Source organism: Caballeronia sp. S22 (assembly GCF_964261745.1).
GTDB lineage: Bacteria > Pseudomonadota > Gammaproteobacteria > Burkholderiales > Burkholderiaceae > Caballeronia > Caballeronia jiangsuensis.
Window position 1 is genome coordinate 1,369,516 of the sequence record NZ_OZ180036.1, and the last position, 25,718, is coordinate 1,395,233.

Genomic DNA, 25,718 nt, shown 5'->3' on the forward strand with positions numbered 1-25,718 from the left:
TCAAGGGTTAAGCTCATCCGAGTGCTTGTGGTGAATTTTCACGAGAAAAGTGTTGCGCTTCGCTTTTGAGGCCGCCGATCATTAAAACTGGTGTTGCCATGGTTCAGAAAGAGCCGATCGGGTCGCGTGTGTTTTAAGCAAGCCCATTCGCTTAAGGCAATCCGGCAACGCGCTATTAATCGTACCCTGGTCGTGATACGTTCCGCGTATCACAAGTGCGATGCTGGACTTCCACATGCAAGCGAATATCGAACTCTGGCAACTGCGGTACTTCGTCGCCGCAGCCGAGGAGCTGAGCTTTAGGCGTGCGGCGGAGCGTCTGTTCATTACACAGCCGCCCTTGACGAGACAGATTCAGGCGCTCGAAGAAATCATCGGCGCGAGGCTGTTCGAGCGCGATCGCGGTGGTGTACGTCTGACCTCCGAAGGCGCCTATTTACTGACCGAAGCCCGCGATCTTCTCGCGGCAGCCGATGCTACGTTCGCGCGGATCGGGCAGCGCACAGCCCGGGGCAGGCCCGAGCTCAGGCTTGGCATCACTACGGTGTTGGACCCCGCGCTTTTTTCCTGGATCGAACCCGCGCTCAGGAAACGTGCGCCTGCACTACGGGTGATTCAGAAGCGGCAGTACTCGCAGGATTCAGTACGGGACCTCCGTCGAGGCTTGCTCGACGCCGCACTGATCGGTTTGCCATCTGCCACGGAAGGCCTGCGCGTCGAGCGCCTGTTCGACGACCCGCTCGCAGCCGCACTTCCACAAGGCCATGCGTTGCGCAAACGACGACGCATTTCGCTGCTGGAACTGGCCGGCGATCCGCTGTTCTGGCCGCTGCGACGTATCAATCCGGGCTATTACGATCACTTCGAGGGAGTCTTCCGCACCCACGGCTTCAGCCCCCGGCGCGTCGCGGAACCGACTGACCACCACGTGCTCCTCAGCCTGATCGCCGACGGTCAAGGTGTTGCGCTGATTCCTTCGTCGCTGAAATCCATTGCGCGCGATGGCGTGATCTATCGTGAGCTCCGCGAGCGCACGGACTTGCGGATCGAGGTAGCAATCGCCTACCTGCCCGATGCTCTCAATGCGTCCATGCAGCACCTGATGGATGTCCTGCGATTGCACTACCGCACAGGCATCGATACAAGATCGACTATGTGAGGGCCGTGCCGCCATAAGCTCGCAATCCGCCCAAAGCGATGCACGGTGATCTGAATTCGAGATCACGGTGTCTAAATTCCTCGTTGGACGCAGACGCAGCGCGCAACCATACTTCCTGACACTTGATACGAACACAACTGCGTTCGTGAGTCCTCACCGATCAGCGGCTTTGAAAGCCAGGAGTTGCCGTTATGCGTAGCGAGATCACATTACCCACGCCAACCGTCTTGATACACGGCAGCGACTCCGTCTTTCCGGTTCGGCGCATCTACTGCGTGGGCCGTAACTATACCGCTCATGTCCGCGAGATGGGCTTCGACCCGAACCGTGAACCGCCTTTTTTCTTCTGCAAGCCAGCAGATGCCATCGTGAACGTGCCGTCTGGTACGACCGTCGAGGTTTCCTACCCGCCGAAGACCAGCGAGTACCAACACGAAATCGAACTGGTTGCGGCGATAGGACGGGCTGGCAGCGACATCGCGGTGGAAGATGCTCTGGATCACGTCTTTGGATACGCGGTCGGTCTCGACATGACCCGCCGCGACCTGCAACTCGCACTGCGCGACCAGGGTCGACCGTGGGAACTGGGCAAGGCATTCGACCAATCGGCGCCGATCGCGCCGCTACGCCGGGTCAGCGAAGTCGGCCACATTGACCGTGGCGCCCTTTGGGTACAGGTCAATGGCGAGGATCGTCAACGTACGGACCTCAGCATGCTCATCTGGTCGGTACCGGAAATCATCGCCAACCTGTCCACGTATTTCGAGCTCCAGCCAGGCGACCTCATCTACACCGGAACGCCAGAAGGCGTAGGGCCCGTCCACCGTGGGGACACCATGACCGGGGGCATCGCTGGCCTCGGTGAGTTGAGCGTGAAGGTGCGGTGATCTTTCCCGACGCAGCGGAAGGTTATGTGCTCTCGCGGCCCGCTGGCCCGTGCATCTTTTGAATCTGATCCTCACAACGTATAGGAGACAATCATGAAATACGCCACCCTTGCGGCGCCAGGCAGAGAAATGCCCACGGCCGACGCGCTGACACTGATGCACGTCCCCGTACACTTCGACGTAACGAAATGGCCCCGGGAAGTCGAAGCGTTTCTCCACAAGACCACCAACCCGCATCACCGGGCCATGCTAAGGAACTACCTCCGCCATTTGTTGCTGGAAGTGGCCGGGTATTGGGATCAAATCATCGTTCCCGAACTCACCGTCGACGAGCCCATGTACCGCGTCGGTGATCGGCGCCAGATGCACGTTCTGACGGGCAAGACAGCCGTCGAAGGCTTCTATCGCGAAGCCGCCGAAACGCGCCAGAACGTGATGGGTGCTCGGACCATGAACATGGGCGTCGACGACTACGGCATCACGACTGAAGCCGTGTGGACCCACGTCGTGCCCGGTGTATGCCTCGAGGATCACGGCATCGACGCGGACCCCGCGGCGCACTACCTGATGACGCACCACCTCTTCCAGATTTTTACGTACACGAATGAGCCAAAACCAAAGCTCATCGCGGAGCGTATCTACGACGACCCGGAGAGCTACACCTATGAAAAGCTTGCACCCGCCGACGTCGTGACTCCAGAGATCGCGCGGGAACTGCTCGCCCCCTTCCTGGCTCGCGCCACGCTGGACTGATGCCCTTCACGTCTTGGAATTGAGTGACGCGGTCTTCAGAACGACGTCCACTCGACATAGCCGTTACAGGAATTCACTATTCCCAACGGGGATGCGGATACCAAACCGCGCCCGCATCCACAAACAAGGTCCAATGAAATGATCAATATCTTCGAGGACGGACTCGAGCGGAATCGGGTCAACGATTGCCCCTTCACCCCGCTGAACGAAGTCGCGGGTTCCGAGTTCGACCTCGACTACCACGATCAGGTTGAAGTGATCGGCGACATCGATTACGAAACGCTTCTCGGGAGCGGCGATCCAAACTTCGTCCGGATTGCGTCATCGGAAGACCACCCTCGCGGCTAAGCGTCACGCATAGAGGCCAGATATTGATGAAGAGACTGTAGTGCGGCGGCGCCCTCTCCAACAGCGGACGCGACCCTCTTCACTGAGCCGCTACGAACGTCGCCCACTGCAAAAATTCCTGGTCGGCTCGTCTCCAGATGACGAGGCGGCCGGTCCGATGCACGCGCTGTACCAGCGTCGGGTCCCGTGAGCACGAAGCCATGCTTATCGAGCGCAACACAATCGCCGAGCCAATCGGTGTTGGGTTGCGCACCGAGGAACATGAAGACGTGCCGGATTGGCGTTTGTTCGACCGTCCCTTGCCGATCCCATGTGACCGATTCAAGTCTCGCCTCGCCGTCTAGTTCGACGAGGCGCGACCGCCGATGAACGGTGATGTTGGACATCGCTTCGATCCGCCTGATCAAATAGTTCGACATGCTTGTGTCGAGTCCGTCTCCGCGAATTACGATGTGGACGTGCTGCGCAAATCCCGCGAGGAAAACCGCTGCCTGACCTGCCGAATTTCCTCCGCCAACGATGATCACCCCTTCACCGGTGCAGAACGCCGCCTCCATGAACGTCGCGCTGTAATAGACTCCGCGCCCCTCAAAATGCTCAAGGCGATCCAGCGCCGGTTTCCGATATCGCGCGCCAGTGGCGATAACAACCGCGCGGGCATATACCTGCTCGTCATAATTGAGCCGGAGACGAAAAGGTGGCGCGCCCTCGCAATCGATGCCGAGGACTTCAATCGGCACGCCAACTTCGGCGCCGAATTTGCGACACTGCGACAAGCCGCGGCCGGCCAGGGCCGGACCCGAAATGCCGGTCGGAAAGCCGAAGTAATTTTCGATCTTCGAACTGGTGCCTGCCTGCCCACCCGGGGCTTTCGTGTCCAGAACCGCGACCCTCAACCCTTCGGACGCCGCATACACCGCAGCGGCAAGACCTGCCGGTCCTGCGCCGACCACGACGACATCGAACCTTTCATCGTTCAGCCTGTCGGGACTCAGACCAATGGCGTCCGCCACGACTCGATGCGTCGGGCGCTTGAGCACTTCACCTTGCAGCGTGATGACCACTGGTATGTCGGCGTCTGTCGCGTCATAGCGTTCAAGAAGCGCCTTCGCTTCTTCGTGCTCCACGATGTCGAAGTAGGCAGAAGGCTGCGCGTTGCGGCTCAGAAAATGCCGGAGACGGAACGTGTTCGCGCACACCGAACTACCAATCACCAGAACGCCCCCGCTCTGGTCCTGAGTAAACGCGACCCGACGCAGGATGAATGCACGCATGATCGTTTCGCTTAGCTCGGCTTCCGCGATGACGAGCTCGCGCAGCGATTCCTCATCGATAACGATGACTTCACAATCGCAGATCGCACGTGCCGTTGCCACCGCGGCGCGGCCGGCAAGCGTTCCGACCTCGCCGGTGAAGATGCCGGGGCCGTGCGTACCGAGCACATGGATGCCGTCTCCGGAGCCTCGCGTCGCCTCGATTGCTCCCGATACGATCACGAACATGGGAATGTGCCGATCACCTTCGGCGAACAGTACCTCTCCGGTCTTCAACTTGCGTCGTTCACCGTATCTCTCCAACACCGTAATCTGCTTTTCATCAAGCGTTGGAAAAATTTGATAGTGACGGCTGCCGCCAGAAACCAATTCTTCGAAGCGGCCTGAAGGCGTGTCGCTCATGGAAACCCCTCACAAGATAGGCGAAGCGTGTGACCCTGCTGATAGCTTGAGTCTGATTCAAAACGGGCTTGCAGTGGGGCGCACGATAATTTCACTAACATCGACGTCCTCAGGCTGGTCGATCGCGTATGCAATCGCGCGTGCAATCGCATCCGGCTGTATGGCGATGCGGCGGAATGTCTTCATCTCGTCGCGGGCAGTGTCGTCAGAAATGCTATTGGCAAGTTCCGATTCGACCACGCCGGGGCAAACCACCGTCACACGCAACTTGTCTGTTTCTTGACGCAGGCCGTCCGAAATCGCACGCACCGCGAATTTGGTTGCGCAGTACACCGCGGCCGTCGGCGAGACCGAGAGGCCGCCGATCGATGAGATATTGATAACCTGGCCGAAGCCTTGTGCCTCCATCGCGGGCAAGACCGCGGCAATGCCATGCAAGACACCGCGGATGTTGACGTCGATCATCCGGTTCCAGTCGTCGACCTTCAGCGAAGAAAGCGGAGAAAGCGGCATCACACCCGCGTTATTGACGATCACGTCGATGCGTCCGAACTCCGTCTTCGCAAATTCGACGAACGCCTGCATGTCCTCGCGACTCGTGACGTCGAGCGAACGTGTACGGGCCGACCCGCCACTCGCTGCAATCGATGCGGCGAGTGATTCCAGTTGCCGGACGCGGCGCGCGCCGAGGACGACGTGCGCGCCGAGTTGCGCGAGCAGGCGCGCCGTCGCTTCGCCGATTCCGCTGCTTGCGCCGGTGATGACGACGATTTTTCCTTCTATGTTGCTCATGGTTTTTTTCTCCGAGAGTGTCTTGAGCAGATTGCGGACCGAGGCTACCTACACTGGGTCACGTTGCTTTCCGGCGTCGACGCGATCCTGGTCGCGGTGGTGCAGTACTTCCTTCGCCGAGAGCGCCGCATTGATCGCCCTTGGGAACCCGGCATACGCTGCGATCTGTGTGACCGCCTCGACGAGTTGCTCTCGCGTCCCGCCGACATTGAGAAACCCGTGCATGTGGACCTTCAATTGAGGCGTCGCGGAGCCCATCGCGGCCAGGGCGGCCACCGTAATCAATTCGCGCACGACGAGATCAATACCGCTGCGCGAGTAGACGTCGCCGAACGCAAATTCGACGATGAAGCGGCCGAGGTCCGGCGCGATGTCGTTCAACGATTCGATCACGCCTTCGCCGACGGCACCGTCGATGGCCCGCAGTCCTGCCACGCCATCCTCGTAACGCGTCGCACTGGGCCGCACCGTGACGGGAGCGACCTCAATGTGCTTCTCGTTGAACACGACTCGTGCAGCCGATACGCCGTTCAGCGCGGCGGGAAAGCCCGCATAAACAACTAGGTGAATCATCAACTCGACTATTTCGCGCGGCGAACATCCGACGTTCAGCGCACCCGCGATATGAAAGCGCAGTTGCGGGTCCGCACCGCCCATCGCCGCAAGCGCGGCAACCGTCACAAGCTGACGCTGCCGCAGGTCGAGCGCGGGCCGGGAGTAGATTTCTCCGTAGGCGAAACTGATCGCCATGCGTGCGAGGTCGGGCGCGATCTCTTTTAGCGCCTCAACTATCGAGGGCTCTTCGGACTGCTCGATGGCTTTAAGGTATTGACGACCCAGCGTCAAGGTCGATTGAGCGTCGTGCATCTTTTCCTCTCGAAGTCGCGCCGCCACATTACGGCTTGCCGTGAAAGATAGCGAGGATAGCGAGGGTGCGCCAATGCCTTTGGGGTGATACTTCCGGAGTATCGCCAAGAGTATTGTCAAATCTAATGGAATGGACGCCCCCACCCGAAACGGCATCGATGTGCCAAAGTGGAAGTGTTAAAGCAACCACCTGAACGAGGGGAGCGCCCACCATGAAGATTACGACAATTGGCATCGATCTGGCGAAGACTGTTTTTGCCGTGCATGGCGTGAATGAGCATGGCAGAGCCGTACTGAAGAAGATACTGAAACGCGATCAGGTTACGACGTTCTTCGCAAACCTGTCGCCCTGTCTGATCGGGATGGAGGCCTGTGGGAGCGCGCACTACTGGGCTCGCAAACTCGAGACCATGGGGCATGCCGTGCGACTGATCGCACCGCAATTCGTCAAGCCTTACGTGAAGACGAACAAGAACGACGCGGCCGACGCCGAGGCGATCTGCGAAGCCGTCGCGCGGCCGAATATGCGCTTCGTGCCGGTCAAGAACATTGAGCAGCAGTCGGTGCTGTCGCTACATCGTGTCCGGCAAGGCTTCGTGCGGGCACGTACTGCGCAAGCCAACCAGATACGCGGTCTGCTTAGTGAGTTCGGACTGGTTGTCCCGCAAGGGATCTCCCACATTGCCCGACGGGTACCCGAGTTGCTCGAAGATGCGACCAACGAGTTGACGGGATCGTTCCGGCTGCTGATTCAGCGCCTGATGGAACACCTTAAAGAACTCGACTGTCAGGTCCGGGAGCTGGAGGTGCAGATTCAAACGTGGCACCGCGAGAACGAAGCCAGTTGCAAGCTCGCGAAGGTGCCCGGCATCGGGCCGATTACCGCGAGTGCATTGATTGCCTCGATCGGCGACGCAAAGAGTTTTTCAAACGGGCGTCAGCTCGCGGCATGGCTTGGTCTGGTGCCCCGGCAGAACTCCAGCGGCGGCAAGACCGTGCTACTCGGTATCAGTAAAAGAGGCGACACCTATTTGAGAACGTTGCTGATTCACGGCGCGCGTTCAGTAATTCAGGCTGCCAGTCGCAAGGAGCAGAAAGAGGATTGGTTGCAGCGCCTGTTACAGCGGCGAAACCCGAATGTCGCAGCCGTGGCACTCGCAAACAAAAATGCACGGATCGTATGGGCACTCCTGGCCCGCAGTCGCGAGTTCGAGAGCGATTACGCGGCGGCAAAAATGGCAGTTTAACCTCAGCAATACCCGCATCGAATAACGAACAGCAGGAGACTTCAGCCGATTGCCTGGGCAATCATTACGTGATGGCAGAACAGGTTAGACCGTGGTCCGGAAAGTCTGAAAACACCGGTGTGCGCGACAGCACGCAAATCTGATGAGACCCCGACCAGCAAATTCCATCAGGGACCGCCGGCTTGCGCCGGACAGCGAAGTCCGGATGCATGGCTGCAATCTTAACCTTCACACCGTCGCAGATGAGAGCTTGGCAAACCGGGGGCGTCCATGCATGGTGTTTGCCGAGACCTTTCGCGGATGCGCGAGGAATATGCACGACGGCGGCTGCTGATGGGCGTCGACCATCGGGTGTATCGGAGGCGTCCCTCTACGTCGCGTGCGGCACAGCTATCGTGATGCTTGTCGGCGCGGTGTGGCAATGGGGAAAGCGCGGGCGGGCAGCACCGAACCTTTGAGCCGGTGCCTGCGACAGCGGGGCCGAACTCAAGCTGGTGGCGGCTTCCTTCATCACCGCGTGGACTGGCGCGACCATCTTTGGTGGCGAATTCTTTTTGGCTGCGGCTCTATTGGCTGCATGGTTCTTCTCGCCACGCTGATCCCGAGACCCTCCGTGCGGCGGCGTCCTCCGCAGACGGTTTTCCGCGTCGTGACGAGCGCTGCCGTTCGCTTTGTTGCATCGGGGCAACCAGGGGAAAATCGGCAGAACGCCGCGAACGGAGTTGAGAGCGAGCGACCTTGCACGCGGCTCGTTCAGTTCTGCCGAGCCCAATGCTCGACCGAACGGCATCAGAGCATGTGCTGATGCTTAGTTCGAACGGGTCGGCGAGGCGAGACGCTCTTCGCGTTACACGAAGGCCTTGGACGACCTCGCGGCCTCCTCCGTGATCAGAGGTGCTGTCCGGATCCTGAGCGATTCCGACCATCGGCCGAGCCGGCTTGTCCGAATAGCGTGTGAAACACCCACCAACCTGTCCGAAAAGTGTATGTTTCTGGATTACTCGCCCGCCTCCTGTTCTCGCCGAATCATCGGCGCGGGCATCCCAGTGGCCATGTCTAGCATGCCTGCCAGAACAATATCGACCAAGATAGGCAATGAAAAAACGCGCGACCACCGGCCGCGCATTTCAGAGAGATGAGAATTGCCCTCAGTAGATGATTGCCTGCCGGAAGACCGGTTGTACATGCATCGGCATCTCGACAAGCTTGCTGGCGTCGACAAGCGGCTTGAACCGCTCTGTGAACAGTACATTGACGAAAACTCGACGCAACGGAATTCCCTCAATGTCGGTTTCTGCCTGCTGCTGCAGGATTCCGCTGTCGGCCAAGTCAGTCATCGCACGCCAAATACGTTCGACTGGCGGAGGCGGCTCATTGCGGAACCGCTCGTTTCGATAGGTCCCCAGCGGTACGCCTGGTTTAAGAAACACCGAGTGTCCGTACTCTCCGGGCTCCCCGCGTACGTCGAACTGAACCGCCGCATGTTTGGCCTTCCTTCATTTGTCGATTGCCGCCCAGACCTCGGCGTCGGTCATATCCGCAAGCCAGAAAATCTGCACGTCGTGGACCTGCACATGATGGAGGATCGTCCGGTCATTCCAGACCGTCGCAGAGATTGAAGTACCGGCGGCGGCGCAGAATATCCGGACGAAATTCGATAGTCCTGCAGCGGCTGCTATGCGCTCGGGCGGCAGTCCTGAAAGGATAATAGCGGTCAGCGGAACGAACCACATCGTCGTCGGAATGCCTTGCAGGAGCGTGGGGACAATCAGGTGAAATCTGTCGATCGTCGTCAGAAAGTTCACTCGCATGAAAAATACGCCGGCAAAGCCGTAGAAGGCAAGCGTGGCGATCAGCCGCGCGTCAACCCGCGGTAAAAGGCGTCCGACGATCGGTGCCAAAATCACTGCCCGAACAGGCGGAGAGCAATATTCTTCAACCAATCGGTAGAGACGCTATTGATGTTCGCGCACATGATTGGTGTTCCTCAGCGTCCCCATTCGCGCAACCGATCAATGGAGGTGGCGCGAGGTTCGCGTGAAAGCAACTCGCAGACGCTGTCAGCAAAGCGTTGAAGCGCGTGCAAGGATCCGCATACGCTTTTGTACTCTTCGCGGCCAATCCGCCCATCAAGCACGACTAGCAGGCCCGAATCGCGCGCGATCTTTTCGATATCCATTTCCATTCCCCTTTAACGCTGACGCGTGTGCAGGCCTTTGTCAGATGGCCTCCAGGCCAGAGCGCATCATCGGCCGCGCCGAAGGAGGCGGAAAGACACGCCAAGAACCGTCGTCGTGCCGGAAAAAAAAGATCGCGAGGCGCCCTGACGCGCCGAGAGACTCCGCACGCACACAACGCGTATGGCTGAGCGTCGAGTAAGTGCACCGGTTGAAGCGGATGGACGAGGCCGACGTCGGGGCCATCCATTTGTCGACCACGCTCCGCAGGGAGATTATGTTGCCGCGCATTTCTCGCTCCTTCAGCTTCAGACCCAAAGCCCACGTTGTGCCCGACGCCCGGCTGTATTCCGGAGCAAGGCGGATCCGGCGCTCTTAAAACGTTCGTCCGTCATTCCGAGCCCTCGATCCGTCCAGTGCCGCTAGACTTCATTGCAGATGCCGAATCTTCGATGACGAATCGTGCGTAACCGAATGATACGTCACGGAATAGAATTATCAAGATAGTCAGGGTAATTACCTAGCGAGGGCCCGCGCTGCTGTGCCTCCCGTCGACCACGAGAGGCCGTCCGATCGCTCGAGCATGATTCCGCTCGACTGGCTGATCCGCGGTCCGGTGTAGGCTACCTGTCTGAGCGGATCGGGCGCCGCAAGCGCGCGCTGATCGTGCGCGCGCGGCAGATGATTGCGTCGGGCGCGGAGACCTGCTGTCTTCCGGCCGGGGTGGCGCCGCCATAGTTGCTCGGCATCGATTTCGGTGCGGCAGCGCCGGGGGTTGGCTTCCTCGACCACCGTCCAGGGAAATCACCCCGGATGCAGCGTTTGTCTTCGCACTGTCGGACGGAACTCGACGCCCATGCTCATCAAGCGACTCGTACTCGTCGTCCCATCTTGGCCGACTGCTCGATCGCATCGATTGTCATATGAAGTACAAGTGCGTCGTCGAAGTCGGGCGCTGTGTGGGTGCCGTTGCGCAGGTCGTTTGCCATCAACCTGTAGATACTCGCTAAATTTCCGGCTGTGATAGCCTCATCGAGGCCGAAACCATGCGTTCGCGGCACCTCGATTTCATGGTAACCATTCAGCCCTTTGCGGCCCAACTCGACGCGCACCGGGAAACGGTTGGTTACGCGTATCTCGTCCATTTCCGCGGTGATACGCAAGTCTCCCTTTGTTCCATTGATCTCCCATAGCAAGCCAGCTTTATGCTCAAATCCGCCGCGCAGTTGCAGCGACAACGGGGCTCCGGACTCAAGAATTGCATTGACCATTACATGGTCTGACGCTCTCATCTGAACGGTTCCCGCCGCCTTTCGGACCTTTACGATCCCTCGACTTCGCGGCAACGTGCCGCCAACTTCCTGTATGGGATCGAGCACTCGTTGTATCGCAGCGATGGCATGCCCACCGATGACGGAAAGCAGCGTCGCACCATCTTTGAAGCCCATTGAACAGGCGTCGGTGTGCACGACTTCATCGCCCCATCCGAAACCGGCACCGAGATACGTCGACGACAATACGTCGCCAACAAACCCGTTTGCAACCAGACGTCGTACATAATTGAGTTCGGGTGACACGATCGCTCGCGTTCCGATCACAGCAAGCACACCCGTTTCATTTGCCAGCCGCGTAAGCTCTGATGCCTCAGTCAGCCCGGCTCCGAGCGGCCATTCGCAATAGATATCCTTTCCGGTTTCAATCGCCGCCGCGACCACCTCGCGATGACGCGGAACATGCTCCGTGAACGTCACCACGTCAATGTCGTCGGACGCCACAAGTTCTGCAACGCTGTCGAAAGCCCGAGGAATCCCGAAGGCGGCGGCCTCCTGCGCGCTTGTCGGGCCGGGGTTCGCAACGCCGGCGATATCAAAGTCGTCAGCAAGGACACGCAGCGCTTGAATGTGAGCTTCAGTGCCCCTGCGACCGTCGATCTGGCCGACGATTCCCACACGGAAACGCCTATTCATAGCTTCCTCGGAACCATTCAGAAATGCGATTCTTGAACGTGTGTCGATGCCTGACGGAGGTTCGGACACCCAGCGCCCTGATCCAAGGACACAGTCGAACTTGTTTCGAAATGGCGGCTACGGAAAGACAATATCGCCGAAGATTAGACCGTTTACGGATGATACGATATCGAATTGATGAGGTCAAGAAGAGCGCGGAGAGGAGCTTCGGGCATTCACGGAGGCACAAACGAAATGGCTGAGTCTTGTCTGCTGATGCCAGCAGGAAGGACTCAGCCGCAATTCACACATGCCACGCGCCGCGTGTTAAGTCACGATTTCAGAAACCATTCGCTGCACCCGACCGGGATGCTCCGTCTGACGCCCCGCCAAATGCCGAACTCGAAGCCGTGCCTGGCGCGGTGGCGTTCTGTGTCGCCACCCTCGCTTGCGCTGCCTGAATATTCTCAGGATAGTGCACCCAATCATGCGGGTCATAGCCCGCTTTCTCGAGCTGCTTCAACTCCTCACGCACCTGCGCACGACTGGTCGGCTGACCAGCACTGGACTGTGCGAACGATGCCACCGGTACTGCAACCGCGGCGGCCAAAAGGACCACTCCTGCGAACGACTTCATTGGATCTACCTCAATCGATTGTTGTGCGTGGCGCTACGAAAACCATCCGGCCACGTGTGAAGCGAAGTCTAATTCGCAACTTTGATTCGGGTAACTACTAATTTCACCAACTATCCGTTTCCTCACAGTCAACAATAGATGAGATCGATTGGTCGCGACCATCAATTCCGCCCATGACACTGTGCTGCGCTCCAGCACGGGAGAGTCAAGAACGCTTGACACAATTCATCCTATATCGCATTATTTGACATAGATTTTGTTTGCGCAGTTGCCGGGCGCACCCTATTTTGACGAATCCGTACCGGGCCAACTCACTCGGCTCTGCGCAGAAGCGCTGACACAGGACGAATGCGATGGACAAGGTTGCGACACATGATTGGGACCGCGAGGTCGACGTCATCATCATGGGATCGGGTGCGGCCGGGATGACGGCCGCTATCGTGTCGAAGAATGAAGGACTCGTGCCGCTCGTCCTCGAGAAGACGGATAAGATAGGCGGCACCACCGCGTGGTCGGTGGGCATGATGTGGTTCGTCGACAGCACGCCCATGCGGTCCGCCGGTTTCAAGGACTCAGTCGACAAGGCACAGCAATATTTCGCCGCGACGGTCGGAGACACAGTCGACCGCTCGTTACAGGAAGCCTATATTTCACAGGGCCGTGTCGCGCTCGACTATATGCTGCGCAACTCGGAACTCGAGGTCGCAGCCGTCGAGTACCCGGACTATAGCCCTGAACTGGCGGGGGGCATGTTCGGACGCGCGCATGCCCCCATCGAATTCGACGCCCGAAAGCTCGGACCGAACTTCAATAACCTGCGCGCCCCGCTTCCTGCCTTCGCACCATTCGGCGGGATGATGCTCGACCTCGTCGACCTTCTGCACTTCCTTTCCTTCACCCGCTCGGCGCGTTCGTTCGTTCACGTAGTGAAGCGCTTCGCGCGCTATACCGTGGACCGGTTGAACCATCATCGAGGCACGCGGCTCGTCGGTGGAAACGCACTTGCGGGTCGCCTATACAAGACGATGCTCGATCGGAACATCGACATATGGCTGCGGGCGTCCGCAACCAGCCTGATTACCGTTGATGGCAAAGTCATCGGCGCGGAAGTCGCCCGGGATGGCCGCACAATCCGTGTCCGCGCCCGGCGTGGCGTCGTCATCGCGACAGGCGGCTATCCGGGCAATCAGGCCATGCGTCGGGAGCACTCTCGCCAACCCACGGTGGAACTCGGACTGGGACTTCCGAGCAACATCGGCGATGGTCTTCGACTGGGTGAATCAGTGGGCGGGCGACTCGACCATAACGCTCGGGACACCGGTTTCTACGTTCCGACGTCCGTCTATCCGGACAAGGCGGGCAACATGCAGTTGTGGGGGCACTTCATGCTTGACCGTCCCAAGCCTGGGTTCATCGCGGTCGGCAAGGACGGCAACCGTTTCACCAACGAGGCCGCTTCGTATCACGCGTTCACGCTCGGCATGTTCGAGGCAGGCGCAATTCCCGCGTACCTGATCGCCGATGCCGCGACAGTGAAGAAGTATGGAATCGGCATGATCCTGCCCGGCAGTCTGTCTTTGCAGCGCCATGAGAAGTCAGGCTACCTGGTCCGAGGTCGCACGCTCGCTGAACTGGCCGGCAAGATCGGCGTCGATGCGAAAGGACTGGAGCGAAGCGTCGAGCGCAACAACCGCTTCTCGAAGACCGGCATCGACGAGGACTTCGGCAAGGGATCGTCCGCATACAACGTGTACAAGGGCGATCCGACGCACGCGCCGAATCCTTGTCTCGGCCCCATCGAGAAAGGCCCATTTTATGCCGTCAAGCTGATGCCGGGGGACTTCGGTACGAGCCGCGGCCTCGTGACGGGATCTCACGGAGAAGTGCTCGACGATGACGGCCAGCAGATTCCAGGTCTGTACGCCTGCGGCAACGACATGAACTCGCCGGTAGGCGGACATTACATCGGCGCGGGCATCACGCTCGGCCCGGCGTTGACGTTCGGTTATCTTGTCGCGATGGCGCTCGCAAGGAGCGATCGTTCAAAGGAAGACGTCAATCCTGAGATCGGTTCAACAGCCGACCAAAACGTGAAACTTGCCTGATCCGGGCTCCGCTGGAGACATCCATGAAACATGAATCGATCGTCGACGTCCAGACGTTCATCAACGCGAATCCCTTCGGCAAGTTCCAGAAGCGCGTCTTGCTGATGTGCTTCGTCATCGTACTTCTGGATGGTTTCGATACGGCGGCGATCGGTTACATCGCCCCGGCATTGCTCGGCGAGTGGCACCTCGCGAAGCCCGCCCTGGCGCCAGTTCTGAGCGCAGCTCTGCTCGGGCTGGCGTTCGGCGCCCTTCTGTCCGGCCCGATGTCCGACCGCATCGGACGACGCGTGCCGATGGTTGCGGCTGTGCTCCTGTTCGGCGTCACGTGCTTCGCATCCGCATTTGCGACGAGTGTGGGCCAATTGACGGTGCTGCGGTTCGTCACCGGCGTCGGGCTGGGCGCCGCGATGGCTAACGCGGTCACCATGGCGGACGATTTCAGCCCGACCCAACGTCGCTCCACGATAACAAGCTTGATGTGCTGCGGCTTCCCGCTCGGCGCCGCCGTGGGTGGACTGCTGGCAGCATGGTTGATTCCCCACGCGGGCTGGCGCAGCGTCCTGGCGGTGGGCGGGCTCATTCCGATCCTTCACGGCGTGATGCTGATGATTGCAATGCCGGAATCGGTGCGGTTCATGGTTGCGAACGGAAAACCCGCTCCCCGCATCCGTGCCGTTCTTGCGCAAATCGGCCCGGGAACGGCCGATGCAGACAGGTTCACACTGACCGAGAGCGCACCGTCGACCCGACTCAAAGGGTTGAGCCTCGTCATGTCGCGACTGTACGTCCTCGGTTCGATGATGCTTTGGACGGCGGCCTTCATGGGCCTCGTGGTCTGCTACGCCGCAATCAACTGGATGCCGATCTTGCTGCGCGACGCGGGTCTGAGCGCAACAAGCGCGACGTTGGTATCGGTGCTTTTCCCGCTGGGCGGTGTCGGCGCAGTCGTGTGCGGCGCATTGATGGATCGGTTCAACCCGAATCTCGTGATCGCCGGCTGCTACGGGCTCGCGGCAATCAGTCTCTTGTACATCGGACAGACAGTCGGAAACCTGGCGCTACTGGTCCCCGCCGTACTGTTGGCAGGCGTGTTGCTGAATACCGCACAGGTCTCGATGAATGCACTTGCGGCAGCCTTCTACCCGACCGAAGGTCGTGGCACCGGCGTTGCCTGCATGCTGGGCATCGGCCGCTTCGGCGGAATCGCAGGCTCATTGCTTGTCGCCGAACTCATCAGCCGCCATTTCAGTTTCGCGGGAGTGTTCATCACGGTTGCGGTCGCTGCAGCACTCGCATGCATTGCCGTGTTGATCAAGCACATCGCAGGGCCGCAAATCGCTTCGGCGTCGCATGATGTCGCGAGGGCCATCGATCATCGAACGCAAAGGTCGCAAGTCTAGTCCCTCTGAACCGACCGCGCAGACCAAAGGTCGTCTCCGCCATGCTCGTCTGAGCATGGACTCTGCCCGCCTCTGTGCGGGCTCTTTTTTTGATTTCATCGTGAGCAACCGCTCGTCGCGTATGTCTCTGCAACATTGATCCCGGGAACGTTGATCGGACTGTGGGACGTGTTGGCTTTCGCAGGCGCGTCGGCAGATCCCCATCGTTCTTGACTTCGAAAGCCCAAAAACGTATTCTTCAATTTATTTCCATCCGATGTAGCACGATCCTACTACGCATACTATGTATAACGATATTTCGTGAAACGTAGCTGCTGAAAGACGGGAGCGGACAAGGATTTCCTGCCTGGCTTAATGCCCTCTACGTAATGGAACTCTCAGTTCGTGTCGACGTGCACATCACCGGAAGCCGATGTGACTCTGCCATGAAAGACGAACGATCTGTCCCACATCGACGTCGCACACAGACGACACGAACCTCGCAGTTGCATGCAGGGCGCTCGCTGGCGGGTCGTGCTCACCCTGCTGGACTGGAAGTGGTCTCCACAGCAGATACCGGGCACACTTAGGCGCATGTATCCGACCGACCCGACCCAGCACGTATCGCATCAAACCATCTACACGGCTATCTATGCTCAGCCGCGCGGCGAATTGGGCCGCCAGTTGATTGCCTGCCTGCGCCACGGTCACAGTACCCGCATGTCCCGCTCGCGCGGCACCGACCGACGCGGGCAGATCGCATCACGCTCGACCGAATTTCCGCGCGATTCAATTAGCACGCGCCTCCGATCCCCATCCAATCTTCGGCTACAAAAAGATTGAACGCCATCGATCGATGAACGTATCATTTGCGGACGATGAAAATATATGTGGACGGAGTTTTCCGAGCAAGTCAAACCGATACGTGTACGGGGTTTTGCTACGTGAGTTTGTCAGGATGACAAAACGTCAATCGGACAACCGATCTTAGACAGGAGAGTCCGTGAACCCTCAAACAAGCTCATTTGAAAGAAAGCGATTTTTGATGCGGACCAGGCTACTCGACGCCGCAATGCGGGCGTACGTGCGCCGCGGTGCATCGAGGCCGGTGATCGATGACGTTATTCGTTAAGCGAACATATCTCGTGCAACGCTCTAAAACCATTTCACCTCATGAGACGAAGTGATGCCGGTGACAGCGGAAGAACTGAATAATCAGATGACCACGGATATCCTTCCCCTCTTCGGCGAACTTGTAGAACCTTGGCAGCGGGTCTCAGTAGGGTTCCGTCTCTTTCTGCTCCGTGCTCTCATCGATCCGACGTGGGCAGCATACGTAACACGAATTGACGCGTGGTCCCACAATGCATTGGTCGCGCGATACATGACCCTCGAGTTGCGGAATGGTAAAGCGACCGGTCAGTTTCACTATGAGCGAATCGATGCGGTCGGCGTTTTCTTGACGGGGCAACGGCGCATTGCACTCGGGCGATCACGGACGGGATAGAAGATCCCAATTCGTATATGGATGCCGGTGTGCGCATGACTCTCACTGGGTTAGGTTGCTCAGTCGAGCTCTGCGATAAAGCTGTCATGTTCTCACTCGAGCACATTCAGACGCGGGTGATCGGGAGGACCGGCACGCACAAACCGAATTGGATCGAAAAGATCGATACAGGAAGGGGAAACGTTTTCCGTAGTTGCGCCGCACGTCGGTGCTCTCCGTACTCGATCACGCGCACGACCGATACCCGTCGTTCTACTAGGGAACAAAAATTCGCATTTTCTCGACTTGTCGACACACCGTCCCAATGGTCAAATTGTTGCTGTGACTTCAATTGATCCTTTTTCAGGTCAAGATGACAATCAATCGCTGGGCAAAGGAGCTAACCATGACAACCTCGTCTTATGGCGATCCATCGAGCAGCTTCGTCGTTTCACACCCTCTTGATCCCGAAGACGCGAAGCTAACCGAATCGATGTATGCAATCTCCCGTTCCGGCAAAGGCATGAGATGGGGAGTCGAGGGACGAGATGTGTTCGATGCGATCATGGAGCGCGTTCTGCCCTACAACGGCGTGACGTTTGAATCTGGCTCGGTTGGAGGCATTCCCGGGCTCTGGGTCAACCCTGAAAATCGCCGACCTGACGAAGCGATACTGCATCTGCACGGCGGTTGGTTCAACTTTGGAACTGCCTTTGCATTCCGCCACCTTGTCGCCCAGATTGCCGCGAGGAGCGGACTAAAAGCTTTCGTCCCGGATTATCGGCTGGCGCCCGAACATCCGTTTCCCGCTGCGCCGGATGATGTGCTGGCATGCTATCTCGGGCTCGCTAAAATTGTGTCTCGGATTGCGCTTTCCGGCGACTCGGCGGGTGGCAATCTTGCCCTGGTTCTTGCTTCGCGCATCGCCAACGGAGAAGTCGCCGCAAGCGCGACACCAGTAGCCACGGTAGCCTTGTCTCCGATTACGGATTTGACGCTCTCCGGACCGACCTACGAATCTCGTGCGGAAGCCGATCCGCTCTTCACGCGCGCGCAGGTAGCAGAACTCGTCCATGCCTACTTGCGGGATGCTGATCCCGAACACCCCCTGGCCTCGCCGCTCCACGCGGCAATGACTGGCTTGCCGCCAGTCCGAGTTCACGTTGGCGACGATGAAGTCTTGCTGGACGATTCACGCCTGTATGTCCAGCGCGCAGTCGCTGCAGGTGTCGATGCGCGGGTGCACGTCTGGTTGGGCATGGCACACGGATTCGCTGGCAGCGTCGGAACGTTGAAGGCTTCTGCGCAGGCTCTCGACGCCATCGGCACGTTCCTCATTGAGAAACTCACCTGTGTGGGTTGATCGACCGAAGACGCCTGCATGTGACAGACCATGTCGACGTTCGGGATCATGATCTCGCGAACGTCGCGTCGATCGATCTTCGATCGCGAGAAACCGTCATCAGTTTCGTTCAGAAAAAGTGCATGATTCCCAAGTAGCCGCCTTGTTGGTTGTGTCCAGGAAGCGGCTGTGAATCGGCCGTCTCGACCGGGAACGCCGAAGATTTTCCGTTGAACATGGCGCCGACCGTCATATATAGAAACGTTCGCTTCGACAAATAGTAGGTTGTTCCGAGCGCCGCAAGGTTGCCCGTGCCACCGCCATGGTTGACATTTCCGTGATACCAACCGGCCTGCAGCGCAAGAGCGGGGGTCGCCTGATAAAACGCACCGATCCACTCCTGCTGACTGCGCGTCGCCGCGAACGGATTGAAGGTGTCGGCCACGGTGTCCTGGCCCGACGAGACGAGTTGCTGGTAGCCGGCGTAGAATTTGACGGGGCCCAGCGTGTACGTGGCGCCAGCCATATATTCACGTGACGCGGTATAAAGACCTGAGAACTTCCCATTGGCGTCGCGTAGTTCTTCATATACGCCGTAAGCCGCGAAAGCCGCCGACGTGTATTGGGCGCTTACACTGAACTGCCGCCCTCCCCGAAAGTTACCCGCTTCGTTACCGAAACCGTCCTGCACCCGGAAAGAGAAACCAGCCCAAGTGGGCGAGTTGTAAGTGATAACATTCGATCGCGGACCCCACGCTCGCCCGTAAGCGAAGTTTGCAATCCCGGTTCCCACCTGTTCGCCAAGTGGGTCAAGGTACCAGCCGGTTTCGTCCGTGAGACTCATGGCCCGTCCGAACCAGATACTTCCGTACTGGTCGTGAGACAACCCGACGTAGGCGTCTCGGGTGAAGATCGTGTCGGGCGGGATCTGACCAGTGCCGGAAGTGAAGAGGCTTTCGAGCTTGAAGACCGCGTGAAAGCCTCCTCCAAGGTCTTCATCGCCTTTCAGTCCGAACCAGCTATATCCATATTGATTGCTGCCGAACCTGAAATTGTTCTTCGATTGGCCGTCTGGCGTCGCAACGTTGGTGACGAAATCAAGGCCCGCGGCAACGCGCCCGTACAAGGTCACAGAACTCTGTGCATTTGCGTTGCAGATCCCGACGGCCGCCAAAGCCGCGGTTATTGCTATTTTCATCATTTTGCAATCCTTAACGAATTATGATCTCCATGACTAACGCGGACACTTCTCTCGGGGCCGCACCGGACGAACTTCGTGGTCTTCCCACTGATTCGCGCAGAAAGATCTGTATGGCCGCTCAATCGCCTGGATCCGCCTGACGCGCATTTCTATCTGCCGGCTCGCCCAACGCTTAACGAACTTTCGGGCGGACGCGGCATCAAACTACTCCCTCCTGGACCTGCTAAATGTGCGCAGGAATCCCGGAAAGTGACGTACTGTCGTGGCCAACAGAATCGCGCATGCCTGGACGAGGAGCTGAACAGCGGGGCCGGCCCCGAGCGCCAGAACGAGCTGACCAAGTTGAGCCATGAATAGCGCAGCCGCGGCGCTCGCGACGACGCTTCCTCTGCCGCCCGTGAACGGCGTACCTCCGACCACCACCGCCGCGATCGCAGGCAGCAGATAGTCGTTACCCGAAGTCTGCGACGCGCTGCCGATGAATCCGGCGAGCAGCATGCCCGCCGCGGAAAAGCAAACGGCAGAGGCGACGTACGCTCCAATCCTGTACTTCAAAACATTGACGCCTGCGGCTTCGGCGGCACGCTGGTTCACCCCCACCGCAACGAACCGGCGTCCTACCGTGGTCTTGCGTGTAATGATCCATGCGACCGTCACGAACACGAAAGCAAACCAGACGTTGGCGGGCAGTCCAAAGAACTGAGCATGCGAAATGGTCTGCATCACGGTCGGAACGTTAATCGGAACCGTGCCGGTCAACGATCGTGCGCAGCCGATCAGCAGCGCGTTGACGGCAAGCGTCGCTACTAATGGCGTAATCGCAACCCTCGAAACCAGCGTACCGTTTACGATTCCGATAAACCCGCCGACGCAGACAGTAAGAATGACGGCGAGCACAATGGAATCGAACGCGAATCCTGTTTTCGCCATGACAATGCCCGCGAGCGAAACAGTGCCGATTGCGGACATGTCGAGCCCGCGCTGCTGAATGACCAGAGTTTGCCCCGTCGAGACAATCGCAAGAATTCCGGCGAACGGAAGCATGGCAAGAATCGAGCCTTGCGTCATCGTGCCCGGCGCAAGGATGGAACTGCACGCGAAGAGCAGGATCAGCCCAACCCAAATCCACGAGAATTCGTCGAACGCGGCCAGCCGCGCGGGTTTTGATTTTGTTTCCGACTTCGAGGACTCAAGGAATTCCGACATAACTTCCGCCTGGTTGTGCATTGAATTTCTCATTTCGCCACCGCCATTTCCCTGCTCTTGGAATAGAGCGCGACTGATGTGAGGATCATCCCGCCGAGGAGGTATGACTGCCACGAATCCCCGATATCGAGGAAGGACGTGACGACATTGACCTGAATGATGAGGAGCGCACCAAGAAGTGAACCGACGAAGGAACCGCGTCCGCCGAATAGGCTCGCACCGCCGATCACCACCGCTGCGACGCTTCCGAGCGTGTAGTTGATGCCGGCATTGGGGTCGCCGGATCCGACTTGCGCCATCATGGGCACTGCAGCGACGCCCGCCAGGAAGGAACACCCCATATAGGCGGCGAGCGACGTCAGTTGAGGTCGCGCGCCAGACATGCGCGCCGCTTCCACGCGCGAGCCCACGCCACGGAGCGTGAGACCGAACCTCGACTTGAACAACGCAATTTCGAGCACAACCCCAGCCACTAGCGCCACGATCGCGACGACGGGTACGCCGCCGATCTGGGCGCCGATCGACTCCACGATGGGGTCCGCAATCAAGCCGCCCGGAACCGGGCGCAGGAGCAGTGACACCGCCTGAAGCGCCATGTACGTCGCGAGTGTCGCCACCATCGGATGCAACCGGAACGGGCCCACCAGAATCCAGTTCACCAGCCCGACGGCGAGGGCGACGAGCAACACGATCACCCAGCCTGAAAGCTGATGACCCAGCGAAGCGCCGTCGTTCAGGAAGAACGACTGAATAACGACGATCAGCCCCATGAGCGGCCCGACCGAAAGATCAATTCCTCCGACTAGCATGAGTATCTGCTGCCCGTACGCGACGATGGCCAGAGTCGCCACGAGCGCCAGCATGCCCCCAAGGTTGCGCGCAGAAAGGTAAGCCGGATTGACGTGCGACGCATACAGCCCGAGCGCACAGACTGCAACCGCAAGCATCACGAGCGGCGCCCAGTCCCCGGCGGCCCACTTCCAGAGTCCGGAGGTACCGGAAGCGCCCTTTTCCCGCTCGGTAGTTGAAGTCAGCACGGCAGAGGTGATGTTGTTCTCACTGACGGCGTTTCCATCCAATTCCTTGACGACATGGCCGCGCGAGAAGATGAGCACGCGGTCGCACAACCCCGCCACCTCATGCGCATCCGACGAAACGACAATGACGGCGGTGCCTGCCGCTGCTGCCCCGCGAAGCACTTTATAGATTTCCATCCGCGCACCAATGTCGACGCCCTGTGTCGGCTCGTCGACCAATAGCACCCTGGGGTGACTGGCGAGCACGCTCGCGAGCACCAGCTTCTGCTGGTTACCGCCAGACAAGGTACGAATAGGCGTGTCGATAGACGGCGTCTTGACTGCGAATCGTGTCACGGCATCCCTGCCACGCCTGGCTTCGCTGCGCTGGCTCACCCAACCCTTGATCGAATCGAACGGGAGACTTCGAATCGAAAAGTTCTCTCGAACCGACAAGTCTCCAAAAATCCCCTCGCGATGACGGTCGCCCGGCAGATAACGTATGCCCGAACCGGCGGCAGCCTGGGAGTTGCGAAGTTTGGCGGGAACGCCGACGACCGTGACGCTGCCGCGGCTTCGCGTCAGCCCCGCAAGAGCACGCAGGAACTCTCGTTGGCCGTTGCCGTCGATGCCCGCGAGGCCGACGATCTCGCCTTTTCTGACCCGTAGCGATATGTCGGTGAAACCGGCGCTACGCAACTTGTTCACGTCGAAAATGATGTTTGCGCCGCCGTTTTCACCCTTGGCCGGGAAGTCGCGATCGAGCGCACCACCGACGATCAATTCGACAATTTCCTGTTCGCTGAGGCCCGCGGCTTCGTAGGTGCCCTGGCCCTGGCCGTCGCGAAGAACGGTCAGGCGATGCGCAATTCTCTGTACCTCTCGAATCCTGTGGGAGATATAGACGACCGAACAACCCGAAGTCGTTATCTTGCGAATGCGCTCGAACAAACGGTCGACGTCTTCCGCCAGCAAATGTTCTGTGGGTTCGTCAAGGACCAGAACCTTGGGCTTTGCAGCAAGCGCCTTGACGATTTCGACGATGAACCGCTGCTCGGGGCCCAGACTCACCACGCGCTCGTTCGCATCGATCGCAACATCGTCGCTCCATTGATTCAGAAGGCTTCGCGCCCATTGCGCGACCTCCATCAAGGACGGACGCTGCTCCGCAGGCACGCCGAGATAGAGGTTTTCCGCTACGGTCAGATCGGGCATAAGCGCCGGCTCCTGCCGTACGATAGCCAGCCCCAACCGGCGTGCCTCCTCCGTGTCACCTCGCGTCTCTCTGCCATCGATCAAGACACGCCCCATTTCCGGAACAAGAGCACCGGACGCGACGGCCATGAGCGTGGACTTTCCCGCCCCGTTCTCGCCAACGAGACCGTGTACCTCGCCCTCGACCACCGAGAACGTGACGTTGTCGAGCGCCCGGACCCCGGGGAAGATCTTGGTGACACCATCGACCTGCAACAGCGTTTTCTGGTCATTCATGGCGATAACTCGAAAATAAACAAAGGGATGTGGTTCGCACTCTGGCTCGCGGGCATAGCCCAAGACCCGGCTGCTGAATCATGTCGTTCATGTCCCCGCTCGAGCACCTACCAGCAAGTAGACCGGGCAGGCTGTCTCTACACGCGCCATAGAACGAGCACGAATCAACTGCAATCCACCAGTCCGCGCTCAAAGCATTGCGCCTGATAGATTGCCCGGACGGCTTCAAATATTCTGTTAGTATTACGAATTTCTATATATCGTATATACGAGCACTGAATTGCTGGATACGAGGCCGGAACACCTCAGTGCGCCCGATTCAGATCCTTTCGATCGCAATCGTTCCAAGTGCGATCGATTTATATAGGATGATGTGTTTGAAATTGAACAAAGTCAATGACCCTCGGGAATCTCCCTAGCCGCGTCACGAATGTCGGGGATCACTCGGCTTACGTCTCAAATCCGCCGCGACTGCGGGTTCTATGGCGCAACCAAGTGCGCCACGCATGGACGACCGCGCCACATCTACTTCATCGAAGTAAGTGACGACGGGAAGAGATTCATAACGAGGCGGATCCCTATTACGCCCCACGCCAGGTAAACTGGGGGTGGTATCCGGACTAACTTGCAAGCAACCCGGTGGCAGGATCGGTGGTTTAAGGTTGGCTGCCGGGGCGACAGTAAAGGGACACGGGGCCGACGTCGACAGAATGCATCGGCGAGATCCGCGCCGCGCTCATGCCGTCGAAGCGCACTGCGGCATGACGTGACGATATGCCGAGCAGAGCTGTGGTTGAGGAACACGATGTTTGGCAAGAGTGGATTGGATTCCACTCAAGCAGCCGGCATCCGCCTTTAAGGCAAGCACCAACGAATCTTCATTCTGGATGCCGTTAGTCGATTCGCACCCGCTTGCCGGTCTGGTCGGATTTCTCGATGGCATCGATAATGTTATGGAGCGCTACCGCGTCATCGAAATCAGGTGCGACGCTGGTCCCCCGAGTGAGATCCTCGGCCATTTGCCGATAGATGGCGGCCACATTTCGCGAAGCAACGAATTCAAAGTCGTGCGCCTCTTCGACCTCTAACGCCCGATAGCCCTGATCTCCCTTCCGGCCCGCCTCCACGCGCAACGGCGTGATATTGATGACGGGAACCTCGTCATTCGTCGCGGTAACACGTATATCGCCAAGCGTGCCGTTGATCTCCCATAACAGCCGGATGCCACGCGGCAAGCCGCCGCGAATTTCCAGCGACAGCGGCGCTCCCGAATTCAAAACGGCATTGACCATCACATGATCGTGCGTCTGCATCGGAATCGTGTTTCCGGTCTCGACAATGCGCACGTTCTTGCGGCGCTGCGACAGCACGCCCGCTATCTCGTCGATCGGGCCGAGCACACTTTGCACGGCGGCAATTGCATGCCCACCAATGATCGCCAGCATAGTTGCGCTGTTGCGCGAATCCATAACGTAGGAATCGCCGCGCGTGACTTCATCGCCCCAGGTAGGACCGCTGCCGAGATAGGTCGACGACAGGACGTCGCCTACGTACCCGTCAGCCACCATCTTGCGTACCATTTCAACCTCAGGCGACGCGGTGGCCTGTGTGCCCACTACTGCCCGCACTTTGCTGCGCCTGGCGAGTTCCGCGAGCTCGGTCGCTTCCGCAAGTCCGGTTCCGAGCGGCCATTCACAATAGACATGTTTGCCCGCCTTCAACGCCGCTGCGACAACTTCGCGATGGTGAGGGACCTTGACCGTTACGGCCACGACGTCGATATCGGGGGAGGCCACTAGCTCCGCCACGCTCTCGAACGCACGCGGAATGCCAAAAGCAGCAGCGGCCGCCTTTGCGCTTGCGAGACTCGTGTTCGCCACACCGGCGGTTTCGAATACATCGGACAGCGCGCGCAACGCGGGAATATGAGCTGTCGTGCCCCAACCACGCCCCGTGCTCACTCCGACGATACCCACTCGGAAACGATTTTTCATTGCGAC

The 25,718-nt window shown here is 59.0% G+C and carries 19 protein-coding genes and 2 pseudogenes; 9 read left to right on the plus strand and 12 right to left on the minus strand.

Annotated features, from left to right (window positions below):
• Positions 1-235 precede the first annotated feature (235 nt).
• From ACEN42_RS21720 to ACEN42_RS21735, 4 genes are all read left to right on the plus strand, one after another.
• Positions 236-1,159, plus strand: a complete 924-nt coding sequence (locus tag ACEN42_RS21720; protein WP_371881421.1) for a LysR family transcriptional regulator — start codon at positions 236-238, stop codon at positions 1,157-1,159.
• A 191-nt stretch (positions 1,160-1,350) separates the two neighbouring features.
• A complete protein-coding gene (locus ACEN42_RS21725) occupies positions 1,351-2,046 on the plus strand; it encodes a fumarylacetoacetate hydrolase family protein (RefSeq protein ID WP_371881422.1) in 696 nt (231 codons plus the stop codon).
• A 93-nt stretch (positions 2,047-2,139) separates the two neighbouring features.
• A complete protein-coding gene (locus ACEN42_RS21730; RefSeq protein WP_371881423.1) occupies positions 2,140-2,799 on the plus strand; it encodes a hypothetical protein in 660 nt (219 codons plus the stop codon).
• 138 nt (positions 2,800-2,937) lie between these two features.
• The gene (locus tag ACEN42_RS21735; protein WP_371881424.1) at positions 2,938-3,147 is read left to right on the plus strand and encodes a hypothetical protein; all 210 of its coding nucleotides are present in this window, start codon (positions 2,938-2,940) and stop codon (positions 3,145-3,147) included.
• On the opposite strand, the gene ACEN42_RS21740 is transcribed toward ACEN42_RS21735, so the two are convergent.
• Genes ACEN42_RS21740 through ACEN42_RS21750 form a run of 3 tightly spaced genes read right to left on the minus strand, consistent with a single transcriptional unit; the run spans position 3,144 to position 6,482 of the window.
• A complete protein-coding gene (locus ACEN42_RS21740; protein ID WP_371881425.1) occupies positions 3,144-4,823 on the minus strand; it encodes an FAD-dependent oxidoreductase in 1,680 nt (559 codons plus the stop codon). The genes ACEN42_RS21735 and ACEN42_RS21740 overlap by 4 nt on opposite strands.
• Before the next feature lie 57 nt (positions 4,824-4,880).
• Positions 4,881-5,615 carry an SDR family oxidoreductase gene (locus ACEN42_RS21745; RefSeq protein ID WP_371881426.1) on the minus strand — a complete coding sequence of 245 codons (735 nt, stop codon included), beginning with the start codon at positions 5,613-5,615 and terminating at the stop codon, positions 4,881-4,883.
• Between the two features lie 48 nt (positions 5,616-5,663).
• Complete coding sequence (locus ACEN42_RS21750) at positions 5,664-6,482, minus strand: carboxymuconolactone decarboxylase family protein (RefSeq protein ID WP_371881427.1); 819 nt, start codon at positions 6,480-6,482, stop codon at positions 5,664-5,666.
• Between the two features lie 212 nt (positions 6,483-6,694).
• Between ACEN42_RS21750 and ACEN42_RS21755 the strand changes: the two genes are divergently transcribed.
• Positions 6,695-7,729, plus strand: a complete 1,035-nt coding sequence (locus ACEN42_RS21755; RefSeq protein WP_371881428.1) for an IS110 family transposase — start codon at positions 6,695-6,697, stop codon at positions 7,727-7,729.
• Between the two features lie 1,148 nt (positions 7,730-8,877).
• Here the strand turns inward: ACEN42_RS21755 and ACEN42_RS21760 are convergent.
• The 5 genes and pseudogenes from ACEN42_RS21760 to ACEN42_RS21780 all read right to left on the minus strand — a co-directional run bounded on the left by ACEN42_RS21760 (position 8,878) and on the right by ACEN42_RS21780 (position 12,489).
• Positions 8,878-9,066, minus strand: a complete 189-nt coding sequence (locus ACEN42_RS21760; protein ID WP_371881429.1) for a hypothetical protein — start codon at positions 9,064-9,066, stop codon at positions 8,878-8,880.
• Positions 9,067-9,294: 228 nt separating this feature from the next.
• Positions 9,295-9,639: pseudogene (locus ACEN42_RS21765) on the minus strand (EmrB/QacA family drug resistance transporter); the annotation flags it as partial.
• A 77-nt stretch (positions 9,640-9,716) separates the two neighbouring features.
• Complete coding sequence (locus ACEN42_RS21770) at positions 9,717-9,908, minus strand: hypothetical protein (protein WP_371881430.1); 192 nt, start codon at positions 9,906-9,908, stop codon at positions 9,717-9,719.
• A gap of 861 nt (positions 9,909-10,769) precedes the next feature.
• Positions 10,770-11,873, minus strand: a complete 1,104-nt coding sequence (locus ACEN42_RS21775; RefSeq protein ID WP_371881431.1) for a Gfo/Idh/MocA family protein — start codon at positions 11,871-11,873, stop codon at positions 10,770-10,772.
• A 319-nt stretch (positions 11,874-12,192) separates the two neighbouring features.
• On the minus strand, positions 12,193-12,489 hold the full coding sequence (locus ACEN42_RS21780; RefSeq protein WP_371881432.1) for a DUF4148 domain-containing protein: 297 nt from the start codon (positions 12,487-12,489) through the stop codon (positions 12,193-12,195).
• 353 nt (positions 12,490-12,842) lie between these two features.
• On the opposite strand from ACEN42_RS21780, the gene ACEN42_RS21785 reads away from it, so the two are divergent.
• From ACEN42_RS21785 to ACEN42_RS21800, 4 genes and pseudogenes are all read left to right on the plus strand, one after another.
• Positions 12,843-14,594, plus strand: coding sequence for an FAD-binding protein (locus ACEN42_RS21785; RefSeq protein WP_371881433.1), 1,752 nt, complete (start codon positions 12,843-12,845; stop codon positions 14,592-14,594).
• A gap of 23 nt (positions 14,595-14,617) precedes the next feature.
• On the plus strand, positions 14,618-15,997 hold the full coding sequence (locus ACEN42_RS21790; protein WP_371881434.1) for an MFS transporter: 1,380 nt from the start codon (positions 14,618-14,620) through the stop codon (positions 15,995-15,997).
• Between the two features lie 495 nt (positions 15,998-16,492).
• Positions 16,493-16,792, plus strand: a pseudogene (locus ACEN42_RS21795) (IS30 family transposase); the annotation flags it as partial.
• Positions 16,793-17,868: 1,076 nt separating this feature from the next.
• Complete coding sequence (locus ACEN42_RS21800; protein WP_371881435.1) at positions 17,869-18,825, plus strand: alpha/beta hydrolase; 957 nt, start codon at positions 17,869-17,871, stop codon at positions 18,823-18,825.
• A 109-nt stretch (positions 18,826-18,934) separates the two neighbouring features.
• Here ACEN42_RS21800 and ACEN42_RS21805 read toward each other — a convergent pair whose 3' ends face one another.
• The 4 genes from ACEN42_RS21805 to ACEN42_RS21820 all read right to left on the minus strand — a co-directional run bounded on the left by ACEN42_RS21805 (position 18,935) and on the right by ACEN42_RS21820 (position 25,712).
• Entirely contained in the window at positions 18,935-20,005 is a 1,071-nt protein-coding gene (locus ACEN42_RS21805; protein WP_371881436.1) for a porin, read from the minus strand.
• Positions 20,006-20,209: 204 nt separating this feature from the next.
• Positions 20,210-21,211 (minus strand): ABC transporter permease, encoded by a 1,002-nt coding sequence (locus ACEN42_RS21810; protein WP_374191204.1) that lies wholly within the window; start codon positions 21,209-21,211, stop codon positions 20,210-20,212.
• A gap of 29 nt (positions 21,212-21,240) precedes the next feature.
• On the minus strand, positions 21,241-23,718 hold the full coding sequence (locus ACEN42_RS21815) for an ATP-binding cassette domain-containing protein (RefSeq protein ID WP_371881438.1): 2,478 nt from the start codon (positions 23,716-23,718) through the stop codon (positions 21,241-21,243).
• An 893-nt stretch (positions 23,719-24,611) separates the two neighbouring features.
• Complete coding sequence (locus ACEN42_RS21820) at positions 24,612-25,712, minus strand: Gfo/Idh/MocA family protein (protein ID WP_374191205.1); 1,101 nt, start codon at positions 25,710-25,712, stop codon at positions 24,612-24,614.
• Between the last annotated feature and the right edge of the window lie 6 nt (positions 25,713-25,718).